The 14,457-nt window shown below is 75.0% G+C and carries 16 protein-coding genes; 6 read left to right on the top strand and 10 right to left on the bottom strand.

Annotated features, from left to right (window positions below):
• Positions 1-271: 271 nt before the first annotated feature.
• Both ACIBR0_RS18945 and ACIBR0_RS18940 read right to left on the bottom strand, forming a co-directional pair.
• The gene (locus tag ACIBR0_RS18945) at positions 272-1,099 is read right to left on the bottom strand and encodes a nitroreductase/quinone reductase family protein (protein WP_396717221.1); all 828 of its coding nucleotides are present in this window, start codon (positions 1,097-1,099) and stop codon (positions 272-274) included.
• A 271-nt stretch (positions 1,100-1,370) separates the two neighbouring features.
• The gene (locus ACIBR0_RS18940) at positions 1,371-1,736 is read right to left on the bottom strand and encodes a nuclear transport factor 2 family protein (RefSeq protein WP_396717219.1); all 366 of its coding nucleotides are present in this window, start codon (positions 1,734-1,736) and stop codon (positions 1,371-1,373) included.
• Positions 1,737-1,869: 133 nt separating this feature from the next.
• On the opposite strand from ACIBR0_RS18940, the gene ACIBR0_RS18935 reads away from it, so the two are divergent.
• Complete coding sequence (locus ACIBR0_RS18935) at positions 1,870-2,436, top strand: maleylpyruvate isomerase N-terminal domain-containing protein (RefSeq protein ID WP_396717413.1); 567 nt, start codon at positions 1,870-1,872, stop codon at positions 2,434-2,436.
• Positions 2,437-2,466: 30 nt separating this feature from the next.
• Here the strand turns inward: ACIBR0_RS18935 and ACIBR0_RS18930 are convergent, their stop codons facing one another.
• Together ACIBR0_RS18930 and ACIBR0_RS18925 are read right to left on the bottom strand one after the other, a co-directional pair.
• Positions 2,467-2,958 carry a DUF1992 domain-containing protein gene (locus ACIBR0_RS18930; RefSeq protein WP_396717217.1) on the bottom strand — a complete coding sequence of 164 codons (492 nt, stop codon included), beginning with the start codon at positions 2,956-2,958 and terminating at the stop codon, positions 2,467-2,469.
• A 97-nt stretch (positions 2,959-3,055) separates the two neighbouring features.
• Positions 3,056-3,634 (bottom strand): helix-turn-helix domain-containing protein, encoded by a 579-nt coding sequence (locus tag ACIBR0_RS18925; protein ID WP_396717215.1) that lies wholly within the window; start codon positions 3,632-3,634, stop codon positions 3,056-3,058.
• A 106-nt stretch (positions 3,635-3,740) separates the two neighbouring features.
• On the opposite strand from ACIBR0_RS18925, the gene ACIBR0_RS18920 reads away from it, so the two are divergent.
• Positions 3,741-4,703 (top strand): NAD(P)/FAD-dependent oxidoreductase, encoded by a 963-nt coding sequence (locus ACIBR0_RS18920; protein WP_396717213.1) that lies wholly within the window; start codon positions 3,741-3,743, stop codon positions 4,701-4,703.
• A gap of 21 nt (positions 4,704-4,724) precedes the next feature.
• Here the strand turns inward: ACIBR0_RS18920 and ACIBR0_RS18915 are convergent, their stop codons facing one another.
• The 3 genes from ACIBR0_RS18915 to ACIBR0_RS18905 are packed head-to-tail and all read right to left on the bottom strand — an operon-like array spanning position 4,725 to position 7,618.
• Positions 4,725-5,549, bottom strand: coding sequence for an SDR family NAD(P)-dependent oxidoreductase (locus tag ACIBR0_RS18915; RefSeq protein ID WP_396717211.1), 825 nt, complete (start codon positions 5,547-5,549; stop codon positions 4,725-4,727).
• Complete coding sequence (locus ACIBR0_RS18910; protein ID WP_396717209.1) at positions 5,546-6,907, bottom strand: flavin-containing monooxygenase; 1,362 nt, start codon at positions 6,905-6,907, stop codon at positions 5,546-5,548. Before ACIBR0_RS18910 ends, ACIBR0_RS18915 begins: the two co-directional genes overlap by 4 nt.
• Positions 6,908-6,967: 60 nt before the next feature.
• Positions 6,968-7,618, bottom strand: coding sequence for a TetR/AcrR family transcriptional regulator (locus ACIBR0_RS18905; protein ID WP_396717207.1), 651 nt, complete (start codon positions 7,616-7,618; stop codon positions 6,968-6,970).
• A 71-nt stretch (positions 7,619-7,689) separates the two neighbouring features.
• Here ACIBR0_RS18905 and ACIBR0_RS18900 point away from each other — a divergent pair, with 71 nt between their 5' ends.
• The 3 genes from ACIBR0_RS18900 to ACIBR0_RS18890 are packed head-to-tail and all read left to right on the top strand — an operon-like array spanning position 7,690 to position 10,840.
• Positions 7,690-9,036, top strand: a complete 1,347-nt coding sequence (locus tag ACIBR0_RS18900; RefSeq protein ID WP_396717206.1) for an MFS transporter — start codon at positions 7,690-7,692, stop codon at positions 9,034-9,036.
• Between the two features lie 47 nt (positions 9,037-9,083).
• Positions 9,084-10,193, top strand: coding sequence for a hypothetical protein (locus tag ACIBR0_RS18895; protein WP_396717204.1), 1,110 nt, complete (start codon positions 9,084-9,086; stop codon positions 10,191-10,193).
• Between the two features lie 56 nt (positions 10,194-10,249).
• Positions 10,250-10,840 carry a pyridoxamine 5'-phosphate oxidase family protein gene (locus ACIBR0_RS18890; protein WP_396717202.1) on the top strand — a complete coding sequence of 197 codons (591 nt, stop codon included), beginning with the start codon at positions 10,250-10,252 and terminating at the stop codon, positions 10,838-10,840.
• Between the two features lie 18 nt (positions 10,841-10,858).
• Here ACIBR0_RS18890 and ACIBR0_RS18885 read toward each other — a convergent pair whose 3' ends face one another.
• Positions 10,859-12,340 (bottom strand): peptide MFS transporter, encoded by a 1,482-nt coding sequence (locus ACIBR0_RS18885; protein ID WP_396717200.1) that lies wholly within the window; start codon positions 12,338-12,340, stop codon positions 10,859-10,861.
• Between the two features lie 225 nt (positions 12,341-12,565).
• Between ACIBR0_RS18885 and ACIBR0_RS18880 the strand changes: the two genes are divergently transcribed.
• Positions 12,566-12,907 carry an RNA polymerase-binding protein RbpA gene (locus ACIBR0_RS18880; RefSeq protein WP_007460094.1) on the top strand — a complete coding sequence of 114 codons (342 nt, stop codon included), beginning with the start codon at positions 12,566-12,568 and terminating at the stop codon, positions 12,905-12,907.
• A 71-nt stretch (positions 12,908-12,978) separates the two neighbouring features.
• Here the strand turns inward: ACIBR0_RS18880 and ACIBR0_RS18875 are convergent, their stop codons facing one another.
• Both ACIBR0_RS18875 and ACIBR0_RS18870 read right to left on the bottom strand, forming a co-directional pair.
• On the bottom strand, positions 12,979-13,500 hold the full coding sequence (locus ACIBR0_RS18875) for an FxsA family protein (protein ID WP_396717199.1): 522 nt from the start codon (positions 13,498-13,500) through the stop codon (positions 12,979-12,981).
• Between the two features lie 109 nt (positions 13,501-13,609).
• Positions 13,610-14,419, bottom strand: coding sequence for a polyprenol monophosphomannose synthase (locus tag ACIBR0_RS18870; RefSeq protein ID WP_396717197.1), 810 nt, complete (start codon positions 14,417-14,419; stop codon positions 13,610-13,612).
• Positions 14,420-14,457: the final 38 nt, after the last annotated feature.

Below are 14,457 nucleotides of genomic sequence, written 5' to 3'. Positions count from 1 at the left end.
CGCCGGGCCCCGCTGTCGAGGTCTCACATTTATTGGACGCCGCCTGGTGCTTGACGAGGGGTGGGGGTCGTGGAACCGACACAACGGCATCACACCGGCTGACTCATGACACACAAGAACAGTCATTATGGTGTACGCCTCCATCGCGCTCGCGTCGCATGGTTTCTGGATTTCCATTACCGGTATTCCAGTAATCGCCACCCAAAGCAAGACCCCGGAGCAGTGGAAGGCCTGCCCGCGATGACGGCGGGCAGGCCTTCCAGAGTGGAGGTCAGCCGTCCAGGACGGGGATGAGCTGCGCCTCCTCGTACCCCAGATGGGCCTCCAGTTGGGTGACGAGGCGCGCGACGTGCCCGCGGACCTCCTCGCGGTCGGTGCCGGTCGCAGTGACGGCACGCTGGAGTTCCCCCACCAGCTCAGCGACCCGCCGGTGCTCGGCGCGGAGCCGGTCGAGCACGTCGGCCAGGTCCGGTCGCTGCGCGGCGATGCCGACGAACATGCCGGCGTCCTCGTGGGTGTGGTGCGCGTGCAGGCCCCCGCAGAGCGTCAGGCAGTTCACCCGCAGCTGCGCGCCGATCGTCGGGCCGGAGCGCGCCACCTCGTCGCGGATCAGCGCCAGCTCGCGCCGGAACGCATTGTGGATCCGCCGCAGCGCCTCGCCCCACGAGCCCGCCTGCGGCGGTCCGCCGCCCTGCCCGTACAGGGCCACCACCGGGATGACCCGGTCGGTCTTCGCCTGGTACCCGGCCCAGCCGGGATCGGCCGCCACCGCCCGGGCGAAGACCTGGTCGCGGTCGGCGCCGCTGAGCACCTCGGCGCGGGCCGGGTAGGTGAAGACGCCGTCCTCGACCGTGACGTTCGGGTCGGCGAGCAGGTTGTGGAACCAGTCGGGGTGCCGGTCGGCGCCCCCGGCGGAGGCGATCACCAGGATGCGCTCACCTCCGTCGGGCAGGTAGCCGACCGGGGTGGTGTGCGGGGCGCCGGACCGCGCGCCGCAGGTGGTGAGCAGGATCAGGCGGGCGCCTTCGAACGGGCCGCCCACCCGGCCCGCGTTGGCCCGGAACTCGTCGATGATCTGCTGGTTGAAGTCGTTGGGCATGCGCTGCTTTCTGGACAGGACACGGCATGCCGGCCGAGCCGCCGGCGGGCATGGAGGAACAGCACCGCCGACGGCGGCGCGGAGAGGATCACCGGTACGTGGAGCCCCAGGTGGGGCGAAAAGACGGAGGTGGAGAGGCGGGGCGCGGGCCCGCCCCGGCGTCACCGAATCGCCGGGTGCCCTGTCCGCTCGTGGCCCATGGCCGACCCGGCAGTCACGGCCCGACCCTATCGACGTGCCGGTCGCCGGACAACCCGCCGCTCGGCCCCGGTCAGCGGTAGTCGTTCTCCTTGAGCTCGATCACCCAGGCCCGCCGCTCGGCGATCAGGCCCTCGCGCATGACGAACACCTCCGCCATGGACATGCGCATCTCCTCGCCCGTGTCCCGGATGGCGGACCCGGTCAGCTCGGCCATCACGACGTCGTCCTGCTCGACCATCCGCACCACCTCCAGGCGCGGCGGGCCGGCGAACCCCGCCCCGTCGATGGCGGCGTCGTACGCCTCCTTGCCGGTCAGCTGGAACGCGCCGTAGACGGTCCACTGGATGTCATCGGTCAGACAGGACAGGATCTTCGCGTGATCGCCGGTGCGGAAACCGTCCAGGTAGGTCTCGACGGTCTCGGTGTTGCGCGACATGACGGGCACCTTCCAGCCGGCTGGTCGACCCCGGCGGGATGGCGGGGTCCGTCGACATGATGCCGAGCGGCACCGACGAAACCATGCGGTTGCCGCGAGGTGCCGGCGCTGGCAGGGTCGAGTGGTGACCGCGATGACCGGGGCCGACGTCGCCCGTGCCGTGGCGGAGATGGCCGACGTGCTCGGCCCGCACACCGACGGTGACTGGTCGGTGCCGGCGGGGGACCTCGAGTGGAGCTGCTGGACGACGGCGGCACACGTGGCGCACGACCTGATGGCGTACGCCGGCCAGATCACCGGTCGCGCCGAGTCCGCTTACCTGCCGTACGACCTGGTGGTCTCCCCCACCGCCGCGCCCGCCGAGGTGCTTCGGGTGGTGCGGGCCTGCGCGGGCCTGCTGGCCACCGCCGTGGACACGGCCTCGCCGGAGGTGCGGGCATGGCACTGGGGCCCCTGCGACCCGGGCGGCTTCGCGGCGATGGGAGCGGCCGAGACCGTCCTGCACACCTACGACATCACGCGCGGGCTCCGGGTCCCGTGGACACCGCCGGAGGACCTGAGCGTCGCGGTGCTGCGCCGCCTGTTCCCGGACGCCCCGCACAAGTCGGCGCCGCAGGTGCTGCTCTGGTCGACCGGGCGGGGTGAGCTGCCGGGCCGGCCCCGGCGTACCTCGTGGACCTGGCGCGCCGCGGTCGACTGATCCGCTGATCCGGTGTGCTCCGCCGCCTGGTCAGGCGGCCGGGCGGCGCCACGGCAGCCGCCACCACCGCCTGGACCGCCGCTGCAAGGCGACCGTCGCCGGGGTCCCCGCGTCCGGCCGGGCCGCCGGGACCGCCCTTGCCTGCCGGCGCTCACGCCAGCCGCGTACCACCTCGTCGGCGTTGACCGGGCGCACCACCACGCGCGGGCCGGACGGATTGCGCAGCCAGGCCAGGATCTCCCTGTTCAGGACGGCGACGTACGCGCGGACCGCCTCCTCGGTGGGCAGGTCCCGCACCTCGTCCGGCACCTGCTCGACGCGGCGGCGCAGCAGCAGCGGTGTGGGCAGCAGCAGGTCCGTCGGCAGGGCCTCCCGCTCCAGGAAGCTCTTGATCCACCAGGACTCGTCGTAGGGGAGGTTACGACCGGGAATCGGCTTGCCCATGCCGGGCAGGTTGTCGAACTCCCCGCGCTCCTGCGCGCTGCGGATCTGCGCCTCGACAGTCGCTTCCCAACTGTCCATCTCCCCGCCACCTCCCCGGACACGGTAACGCGGGCGGCCACGGCGGTGCCGCCCGCAGAAGGCAGCGTTCCGGGCGTACGCGACATTCCCGTCCGGGTCAGCGCGTCGGGCGAGCCCGTACGTGCGCCCGCTCACCCTGCGGGCCGAACAGGATGAGCAGTTCCACCGGCTCGTCGGCGGGGTTGGCCAGCCAGTGCGGCACGCGGGTGTCGAACTCGGCGACCTCGCCGTCGGTGAGGACCAGGTCGTGTTCGCCGAGCACCAGCCTCAGCCGTCCCGACAGCACGTACAGCCACTCGTGCCCCTCGTGGCTGCGCGGATCCGGCTCGCCGCGCGGCGTGGCCGCCGGGATGATCAGTTTGTACGCCCGCACTCCCCCGGGCCGGCGGGTCAGCGGCAGGTAGGTCATGCCGTGGCGGCGCACCGGGCGGGGGTGCACGCGCGGGTCGCCGGTGGGCGGTGCGTCGACCAGTTCGTCCAGCGGCACCTGGTGGGCGCGGGCCAGGGGCAGCAGCAACTCCAGGGTGGGCCGACGCTGCCCCGACTCCAGGCGGGACAGCGTGCTCACCGAGATCCCCGTCGCCCTGGACAGCTGCGCCAGGGTGGCGCCGCCCTGCTCCCGCAGCGCACGCAGCCGCGGCCCCACGGCGGACAGCACCTCTCCGAAGTCACTCACCCCGTCAATGTTGCCACAACGGCAACAACCTTTGCCGACCGGAGCGCGTCGGCGCACAGTCGGTACCGGTGGCGGGCGTCCGACCCGCCCCGCACGAGGGGGAACGATGCGCGAGACGTACGACGTGGTGGTCGTCGGTGGCGGCGCGGCCGGGCTCAGCGGCGCACTGGCCCTGGCGCGGGCGCGGCGGTCGGTGCTGGTGGTGGACGCCGGGGCGCCGCGCAACGCGCCGGCCGGGCAGGTCCACAACTTCCTGACCCGCGACGGCACGCCCCCGGCGGAGCTGCTGGCCGCCGCCCGGGCCGAGGTCACCGGCTACGGCGGGGAGATCGCCACCGGCACCGTCGCCTCGGCGACCCGGGTCGACGGCGGGTTCCGGGTCGGGCTCGCCGACGGGCGCACGGTGCGCGCCCGCCGTCTGCTGGTGACCACCGGCCTGGTCGACGAACTGCCGGACGTGCCGGGCCTGGCCCAGCGGTGGGGACGCGACGTGCTGCACTGCCCGTACTGCCACGGCTGGGAGGTACGCGACCAGCCGCTGGGCGTGCTGGCCACCGGCCCCCTCGCCGCGCACCAGGCGCTGCTGTGGCGACAGTGGAGCGCCGACGTGACGGTGTTCCGGCACACCGCGCCGCCGTTCGACGCGGACACGCGCGAGCAGTTCGCCGCCCGAGGGATCACCGTGGTCGACGGCGAGGTCGTCGCCCTGGAGGTCACCGACGACCGGATCACCGGCGTCCGGCTGGCCTCCGGCGAGGTCGTGCCCCGCGCGGCGGTGGTGGTCGCCCCCCGCTTCACCGCGCGCGCCGACCTGCTGACCTCCCTCGGCCTACCGACGGCGCCGCTGGAGATGGGCGGCCAGGTCGTCGGCTCGGCGGTACCCGCCGACGCCTCCGGCGCCACCGACGTGCCCGGCGTGTGGGTCGCCGGCAACGTCACCGACCTGCGCGCCCAGGTGATCAGCGCGGCGGCGGCCGGCCTGAACGCGGGTGCCGCGATCAACGCGGACCTGATGGCCGAGGACACCCGACGGGCGGTCGCCGCGCTCCGCGACCGGGCAACGGCGTAACAGGACGCGGCGGTCCGCCGGTCAGGCGTGGCCGTCGCGGTGCCGGCGGCGCATCCCGGCGGCCAGCGGGGCGACGTCCAGGTCACCGGCGGCGAGGCGCGCGGCAACGGTACGCCGTACGAGCCGGTCGGCCAGCCGCGGCGCGTGGCGGGCCAGGGCCATCTCCAGCCGTCCACGGCGGGTGGTGGCGACGTCCCGGGGTGCCCGGCGGGCCGTGGCGGCGTGCAGGATCGCGGCCACCACGCCCTCCACCGGTTCGAACCGGGACACCCCGCGCAGCGACAGACCGGCCTCGGCGGTGGTGTCGTGGATGGGCGAGGCGACCATGCTCGGGTAGACCACGCTCACCCCGACGTGCGTACCGACCTCGTGGCGCAGCGCGTCGGCGTACGCGACCAGGGCCCGCTTGCTGACGCCGTACGCGGCGGCCAGGGGCAGCGGCAGCACGGCCATCCGGCTGGCCACGAAGATCACCCGTCCGCGGGCGGCCTCCAGGGCGGGCAGCGCGGCGGCGGTGGTCCGCCAGGCGGCGAGCAGGTTCACCTCCAGCTGCCGGCGGACGACCTCGTCCGGCGGCAGCTCGGCGGGGGCCGGCCCACCCACGCCGGCATTGTTGACCAGGAGGTCCAGCCCGCCGAGCCGGGCCACGGCGGCGGCGACCGCCGGCGGGACGGCCTCGGGGTCGGTCAGGTCGCAGCCGAACACCGGGACCCCGGCGGCGATGCCCGGGTGACGGTCGAGGCCCACGACGGACGCCCCCGCGTCGCGCAGCGTGGCGCACAGGTGCCGGCCGAAGGTGCCCTGGGCGCCGGTGACGAGGACCCGCCGGCCGCGCAGCGCGGTCACGGCCGCTCCCCCGCCGGAGCGGTCGCGACCGGGGCCGGCGCGGTTCGGGCGCGGGCGGCCCGGCGGGTGCCGACGGTCAGCTCCCGACGCAGCTGCGCGAGGTAGGCGTCGAAGTCCACACGCATCGCCGGGCGGCGCTGGCCCCAGCGTGCCGTGGCGGCGCGCAGTTCCGCGCGGATGTCGGCGTGCTGCCGATTGCGGTCCGGCAGGGCGTACCGGCCGGACAACCGCGCCGCGACGAGCTTGGCCTGCGCCTCGACCAGCGGGAACGCCGCGCCGGTGGACTGCATCAGCCCGACGAACGCGAGCCCGGGAACGTCGGGGTGGAAGACGTGCCGGTACAGCGGCAGGGTGTCGGCGTCGTCGCCGACCAGTGGCGGGGCGAGGAAGGGCATCCGGACGCGGTAGCCGGTGCACCAGACGATCAGGTCGACCTCGTCGCTGCGGCCGTCGGTGAAGGTGACCCGGTCGCCGTCGAAGCCGGCGATGCCGGGGCGGACCTCGATCTCCCCGTGGGCGAGGCGGGACAGCAGCCCGTCGGACAGGGTCGGGTGGTCCTGGAGGAAACCGTGGGCCGGTGCGGGCAGGCCGTGCCGGGCGGGCGCGCCGACGGTGGCGGTGAGCAGGGTCTGGCTGATCCGCTGTCGCAGGCGCCAGGGCAGCCGGCGGGCCAGCGCACCGTTGAGGGTGTCCGACGGCCGGCCGAGCAGGTGCTTGGGCACCACCCACACGCCCCGGCGCAGCGACAGCAGGGTCCGCTCGGCGACGTACGAGGCGTCGACCGCGATGTCCATCGCGGAATTGCCGCCCCCGACGACCAGGACGCGACGGCCGGCGAGCTGCTCGGGGCCGCGGTAGGCGTGGCTGTGCATCTGCCGGGCGGTGCAGGCGCCGGCGGGGCGGGGGTCCGGCGGCTTGGGTACCCGGTTGTGGCCGTTGGCGACGACGACCGCGTCGACGGTGACGTGCACCGGCCCGTCCGGTCCGTCGGCGTGCACGGTCCACCGGTCACCGGGGCCGGGCCCTACCCGCTCGACGGTGTGCCGCAGGCGGATCGCCTCGCGCAGACCGAAGCGGTCGGCGTACGAGGCGAGCCAGCCGGCGATCCGGGTGTGGTCGGGGTAGTCGGGCCAGTCCGCCGGCATGGGGTGGTCGGCGAACTCGGTGCGGGTGCGGCTGGTGTTCAGGTGCAGGGTGCGGTACGCGGGCGAGCCGGCCGCGCCGTACACCCAGAGGCCGCCGACGTGGTCGCCGGCCTCGAAGCAGACGGCGGTGACGCCCTCGTCGGCGAGGGCCTTGAGGGTGGCCAGGCCGGCCGCGCCCGCGCCGATCACCGCCACGCGAGGCTGCGGGTCCACGGCCGACTCCTTCCCGTTAATCCAACGACTGTCGGATAATGGCCGGGGCGACGCGGCACGTCAAGGGCGGGCCGGTCCGTACAGGCCGTCGAGGAGGCGGTGCACGAAGAGGCGGAACTCCCGCCGCTGCCGCGCCGGCGACCCGCCACCGGCGGCGAGGGCCACCACGTGCCCGTGCACCGCCCAGACCAGGGCGCGCACCGTCACGTGCGGGGTCGGCTCCACCAGCGCCCCGCTGGCCGCCGCCGCGTCGAGCAGCTCGGCGACCAGCCGGTACAGCGGCGCGGCGTACCGCTCGTCGAGGTCGGCGTGCCGCTGCGGCTCCAACCAGCGACGCAGCCACAGCGCGGTGGTCTCCGGCCGGTCCTCCAGGAAGTCCACGAACACGTCGACCAGGTCGTGCAGGGCGCGCAGCGCGGCCTGCGGCCCCTCGGTCAGGGCCGCGCGCGCGTTCTCGGCGGCGGCGGTGAGGACCTCCCGCTCGGCCTCGAACACCCGGGCGAAGCAGGCGTCGTAGAGCTGCGCCTTCGTACCGGTGTGGTGGGCGACGGTCGCGACGTCGACGCCGGCGGCGGCGGCGACCTCGCGCAGCCCGACGGCGTCGAACCCGCGCTGGGCGAACAGCGCGGCGGCGGCGGTGAGCACCACCTCCCGGGTGGGCCGTGTCTCGTCGCGGCGGGGGCGGCCCGGGCGGCGGCGGGGCATGGTCATGACCGCCATTCTGCCCCTACAATCCAGCAACCGTTGGATTGGCGGGCGCTGCGCCCGGAGAGGAAGCGGCCATGAGCGGGCTCGACCAGCAGTCGGCCGGCGTCGGCGCGACCGCCCTGCCCCGTGGGCCGTTGCTCGGCTTCGCCGCCGGAAGTGTCGGCATGGGCATCTGGGTGACCGTCCCGGGGCTGCTGCTGCTGTACTTCCTCACCGACGTCCTCGCGGTCGCGCCGTGGCTGGCCGGCCTCGCCCTGCTGCTGCCCAAGATCGCCGACGTGCTGCTGCACCCGTGGATCGGGCACCGCTGCGACGTCGAGCAGGCCCGCCGCGGCGACCGGCGACGGTTGCTGCTGCTCGGCTGCGCCCTGCCGGTCGCCTTCGCGGCACTGTTCGCGGTGCCGGGCGAGCTGACCGGCGCCCCGGCCGCCGCGTGGGTGGCGGTCGCGTTCGTCGCCGGCAACCTGCTGTTCGCCGCGTACCAGGTCCCCTACCTGGCCACCCCCGCGGACCTGCGGATCGGCTACCACGAGCGGACCCGGCTGATGGCCTTCCGGATGGTGGTCCTGACCCTGGGAATCCTCGTCTCCGGCCTGCTGGCGCCGCTGCTGGCCGGCGGGGACGACGCCACCCGGGGCGGCTACCAGCGGATGGGCGCGCTGCTCGCGGTGGGGATGCTGGTGACCATGCTGGTTGGGGTGGCCGGCATCGCGCGGTTGCGGCGGGCCGCGGCGGCACCGACCGGCGGGCACGTGGCGGGGTGGCGGGCGTTGACCGCGACCCTGCGCGACCGGCAGTTCCGCTGGCTGGTCGCCGCGTACCTGGCGATGTCCACCACCACCCACCTGGTCCTCGCCGGCGTGCCCTACTACGCCGAGTACGAGCTGGGCCGTCCCGGTCTGACCACCGTCCTGGTGGCGGCGTTCGTCGCGCCGGCGCTGCTGGTCACACCGGTGTGGCTGGCGGTGGCCCGCCGGGTCGGCAAGCAGCGGGCCCTGCTGACCGCGCAGGGCGCGTTCGCGGCCGGCTCCCTCGTCCTCGCGGTGGGCCGCCCGGCCGGCCTGCCGGTGCTGGTGGCGGCCGTGGCGGTGCTGGGGGTCTCGTTCGCCGGGATGCAGCTGCTGCCGTTCTCGATGGTGCCCGACGTGATCCGCGCCGGCACCGGCGCCGCCGGCACCTACACCGGGGTGTGGACCGCCACCGAGGCCACCGGGGCCGCGCTCGGCCCGTGGGCGTACGCGCTGTGCCTGGCCGCGGGCGGGTTCCTCGCCTCCGCCGCCGGCGAGACGGTCGTCCAGCCGGACTCGGCGCTGGACGCGATCCGCTGGGGCTTCGGGCTGCTGCCGGCGGCGGCGATGCTCGCCGCGCTGCTGCTGCAACGCCGCTACACCCTCGACGGGGCGGCCCGCGCGGACGCCTGAACCACCCCGCCGCCGCCCGACGGTCCCCGCACTAGACTTCGCCCTCGATGGACGCCCCGGCCACCGCCCCCGAGACCCGCCCCTGCGCCCACTGTGGACGCGAGGTGCCGCAGCGCGCCGGCGCCGGCCGCCCGTTCCGGTACTGCCGGGACAACGACGGCGCCTGCCAGCGCGCCTCCCGCAACGGCCGGATGCGGCACCGCAACGCTCCGGGCCTGCCCGGTCAGGTGGCCCGCACCTGGGAGGCCGTGGACCGGCTGGACCAGATCGTGGACACCCTCACCGAGGCGCTGCACGCGGAGCTGTCCCCGGTCGGGGTGGAACGGCAGCTCGCGCAGGCCCGCGCCGACGCCGCGAACCAGGTGGCGGCGGCGCAGACCGAACGGGACGAGGCGCGCCGCGACGCCGAGGACGCCGCCGCGGCCGCCGTCCGGGCCCGCGAGGAGGCCCGCGCGGCCCTCGCCGACCGGGACGCGGCGCGCGCGCAGGCCGCCCGCGCCGCGCAGGAGGCGACCGCCGCGACCGATCGCGCCGACCGGGCGGAGGCCGACCGCGAGCGGGCCCGCCGGGAGGCCGGTGCCGCGGAGGCGCTGCGCACGCAGGCGGAACGGGACCGCGACGCGGCCCGCGACGAGCTGCGTACCCTCCGGGGCGAACTGGAGGCCGAGCGGCGCCGGGCCGCCGAGGCGACCGGTGAGCGCGACGCGGCCCGCGCCGACGCCGCGCGGGCCACCGCCGCGGCGGCCGAGGCCCTGGACCGGGCGCAGCGCCGCCACGACGAGGCCCGGCAGGCCGCCGCGCAGGCCGACCAGGCCCGCACCGAGGCCGAGCGTGCGCAGGCGCAGGCCGCCGCCGCGCGGCAGGCGCAGGAGCGGGCCGAGGCCGACCGCGACCGCGCCGACTCCGCACGTCGGGAGGCGGTCGCCGCCGCCGGGCGGGCAGCCACGGACCGGACCGCGCTCGCCGCCGAGCGGGACGCGGCGGTCGCCGACCTGACCGCCGCCGGCGCGACCGCGCAGGCCACGATCGACGAGCTGACCGTACGCGTGCGCGCCGCCGAGACCGACCGGGACGAGGCGCGGACGCGGGCGGCGCAGCTGGCCGACCAGGTCAGCCACCTCGCCGCCGCCCTGGCGCAGCTGGGTTCGCGCGGCTGACCAGCCCCTGGGATACCGGGCGGCGGGTCGGGCCGGTGCGGCGGCATGATGGCCGCATGGGCAAGACACACGAGCGCATCGACGGCCGGCTCCGCACGTTCATCGAGGACCAGCCGCTCTTCTTCACCGCGACGGCGCCGCTGTCCGGTGACGGCACCATCAACCTGTCACCGAAGGGCCTGCGCGGGTCGTGGGCGGTCCTGGACGACCGCACCGTGGCCTACCTGGACTTCGCCGGTTCCAACGCCGAGACGGTCGCCCACCTGCGGGAGAACGGGCGGATCACGCTCATGTGGTGCGCGTTCACCGGCCCGCCGAACATCGTGCGGGTGCACGGGCGGGGTGAGCCGGTGTTCCGCGACGACCCCCGCTGGGTGGAGTTCGCCGGTCACTTCCCGGACATCGACACCAGCCAGCACGGCCTGCGGGCGATCATCGTGGTGCGCGCCGAGCTGATCCGGGACACGTGCGGCTACGCGGTGCCGTTCATGACCTACGACAGCGACCGGGACCTGCACGCCCGGCGGTTCGCCCGGGAGGACGACGCGTCGCTGGACGCGTACTTCGCCGGCAAGGACCACGTGGCGACCAGCATCGACGGCCTGCCCGGCCTGCCGCTGCCGCTGCCGCCGACCCCGGTGTCCTGACCCCGGGCGCCCGGGCGGTCAGTGGATGCCGGCCATCAGCGCGCGGATCTGCCGGGCGAACATCACCGCCGCGCCACCGAGCACCACCGAGGCCAGGCCGAAGACGAGGAAGTAGGTCGGCTGCGGCCACGTGTCGGCCAGGCGGGCGACCTGGCCGCCGAGGGCGTCGCCGACGGCGGTGGCGAGGAACCACAGGCCCATCATCTGGCTGGCGTACTTCACCGGGGCCAGCCTCGTGGTGGCCGACAGGCCGACCGGGCTCAGGGACAGCTCACCGGCGACCTGGACGGCGTAGACGGCGACCAGCCACCACGGGGAGACCAGGTCGCCGCCGACGGCGGCCTGCGCGGCGGCGGCCATCAGCACGAACGACAGGCCGTTGAGGACCAGGCCGACGGCGAACTTGGTCGGGGTGGAGACCCGGTGGCCCAGCCGCACCCACAGCAGGGCGGCCAGGGGCGCGCCGATGATGATGAGGATCGGGTTGACCGACTGCAGCCAGGACGCCGGGAAGGTGAACCCGGCGACGTCCCGGTCGGTGTTGTCGGCGGCGAAGATGTTCAGCACCGACCCGGCCTGGTCGTAGATCATCCAGAACGCGGCGGCGAACACGAACAGCCACACGTACGCCTTCATCCGGCTGCGTTCGGTGTCGCTGAGCTCCCGGTCGAGCAGGATCCGCGCGAAGTAGACCACGGTGACCAGCACGGTGACGGCGGTGAGCAGGTTGACCACGGTGTCGACGGTGAACAGGCCGGCCACGGCGAGCGCCGCCACGGCCAGCACCAGGACGGCGGCGGCGACGCCGATCCGGCTCAGCGCCCGTCGCCGGTCGGCCCCGAGCAGCGGGTCGGCCGGCCGGGCGCCCGCGTCGCCCAGGCGGCGCCCGCCGAGGACGTACTGCAGCACGCCGAAGGTCATGCCGATCGCCGCCGCCCCGAACCCCAGATGCCAGTTGATCTTCTCGCCGAGGAAGCCGGTGATCAGCGGCGCGATGAACGCGCCCAGGTTGATGCCCATGTAGAAGATCGAGAAGCCGGCGTCGCGGCGCGGCGAGTCCCGGTCGTAGAGGTCCCCGACCATGGTGGAGATGTTGGGTTTGAGCAGGCCGGTGCCGACCACGATCAGCGCCATGCCGGCGAAGACGCTCCACCGGACGGGGATCGCCATCACGTAGTGACCGGCGGCGATGACGATGCCGCCCCACAGCACGCTGCGGCGCGCGCCGATCAGCCGGTCGGCGACCCACCCGCCGGGCAGCGCCATCAGGTACACCATCGCGTTGTAGGTGCCGTAGACGGCGTTGGCGGTGGATTCCCCCAGGCCCTGCCCGTCGTCGGCCAGCGACGCGGTCAAATACAGCACCAGGATCGCCCGCATGCCGTAGAAGCTGAACCGTTCCCACATCTCGGTGAGGAACAGCGTGGCCAGGGCGGGCGGATGCCCGAAGAAGCCGCGCCCGGCCGGCGGTCGGGCGGCGACCGGCGCGTCACTGGCCATGGCGAACCTCCGGCTGCTCGTCGGGCGGCTAACATCCCCGTTGGCAGCGGAAACACTCCACCGTTTCGACCCGGCCCCGGGACGACCCCGCCGGGTGCCCGACACGGCCGGTTACCCTTGGTGCGGCCCGCCCGTGCGCACGGCAGCGCCACGGGCGGGAATGGCCGGGCGGGAACCGACCGTTGGACCAAGAAGACCAGCACCACGAACGAGGGGAAGTCGATCATGGGCGAGCGTATGCTGCGCGGAAGCCGTCTGGGCGCGGTCAGCTACGAATCCGACCGGAACACGGAGCTCGCGCCGCGTCAGACCCGCGAGTACCTGTGCGCCAAGGGTCACCAGTTCGAGGTGCCGTTCGCCGTCGACGCCGAGGTCCCCACGACCTGGGAGTGCAAGTTCGACGGCAGCGTCGCTCGGCTGGTCGACGGCAACGAGCCGGAGCAGAAGAAGGCCAAGCCCCCGCGTACCCACTGGGACATGCTGCTGGAGCGGCGCTCGATCGCCGAGCTGGAGGACATCCTCGCCGAGCGGCTGCAGGAGGTTCGCACCCGCCGCGGCCGGGCCTGAGCAGCCACCGCACGACACGACAGCGCCCCGGCAGCAGAGGCTGCCGGGGCGCTTCGCGTGTGGAGACGGGCCTAGCTGCGGCCGGGCTCGACGATCTCGCCCTCGATGGCCCGGCCGCCGTCGACCACGGTGGGTTCGGCGGCCGGCTGCGGCGGTGGCTGCGGATCACCGCGCCGTACCCGCACCCGGCGCGGCCCGAACAGGTCACCGGCGACCATCGACGACACCCGGCGCTCGGCGGCGCGTTGCACGCCGGCGCGGGCCAGCCGGCGCACCGGCGGCACCAGCAGCAGCAGGCCCACCAGGCCACTCAGCAGGCCGGGGGTCGCGAGCAGCAGCGCGCCCGCCAACCCGACCAGGCCGTCGGTGACCTGCGCGCCCGGCGGCCGGCCGGCCTCGGCGGAGGCCCGGAAACCCCGCCACGCCCGCATGCCCTCGCGGCGCAGCAGCACCAGGCCCAGCAGCGACGCGACGAACACCGCCAGCACCGCCGTCGGGAAACCGACCTCACGGCCGACGGCCACGAACACCGCCAGCTCCAGTACGACCACCGCCAGCAGCGCCAGCGGTACGAATCTCAGTCCTCGGCGCATCTCACCTCATCCGCCTTCAGTGGGGCCCTCATCCGGATGTGTCCGCTTCCGTCCGCTTGCCTGCGGGCCGGCGGGGCGTCGCCACCCGTCCAGCATGACACGCCTGCGCTCAGGGCCACCGCACCTGACCGGTGGGGGTGCCGTGCAGGCCCCGCCGCACCGCCCGCCGGCGGTCCTGCACCCCCCAGGAGGTGATCCGCCACAGCGCCTCGGCCACGATCAGCGGGGTCATCTTGCTGCTCCCGTGCTCCCGTTCGGCGAACGTGATGGGCACCTCCACGATCCGCGCCCCCGCCTGGTGCGCCAGTCTCGCCAGCTCCACCTGGAACGAGTACCCCTGCGAGCACACCGAGTCGAGGTCGAGGGACTCCAGCACGCTGAGCCGGTACACCCGGTACCCACCGGTGGCGTCGGAGACCGGCATGCCCAGCGCCACCCGCGCGTACAGGTTGCCGGCGCGGGACAGCAGCAGCCGCCGCAGCGGCCAGTTCACCACCTGCGCGCCGGCGGTCCACCGCGATCCGATCACCACGTCGGCGTCACCGGCGGCGTGCAGCAGCGCCGGTAGCTGTTCCGGGGCGTGCGAGCCGTCGGCGTCCATCTCCACCACCGCGTCGTAGCCGCGGTCCCGCGCCCACGCGAACCCGGCCAGGTACGCCGCGCCGAGGCCCTGCTTGCCCGTGCGGTGCAGCACGTGCACCCCCGGGTCGGCGGCGGCGAGGGCGTCGGCCAGCGCGCCGGTGCCGTCGGGGCTGTTGTCGTCGGCGACGAGCACCTCCACCGCCGGGGCGGCCCGCCGGACCCGGGTCACGATCTGCCGTACGTTGTCGGCCTCGTTGTAGGTCGGGATCACCACGAGCACCCGACCCAGGCCGGGGTGTCCCGTCGTGGGCCTCCGGACGTCGGTCGCCTCGGCCACTCCTCCGCTCCCCCTCCACCGGCCGTGTCCCGTGCCGG

Origin of the sequence: Micromonospora sp. NPDC049497 (assembly GCF_044465805.1) — a bacterium.
In the GTDB taxonomy this organism is placed as follows: Bacteria; Actinomycetota; Actinomycetes; order Mycobacteriales; family Micromonosporaceae; genus Micromonospora.
This window is presented reverse-complemented; position numbering and strand designations above follow the sequence as displayed.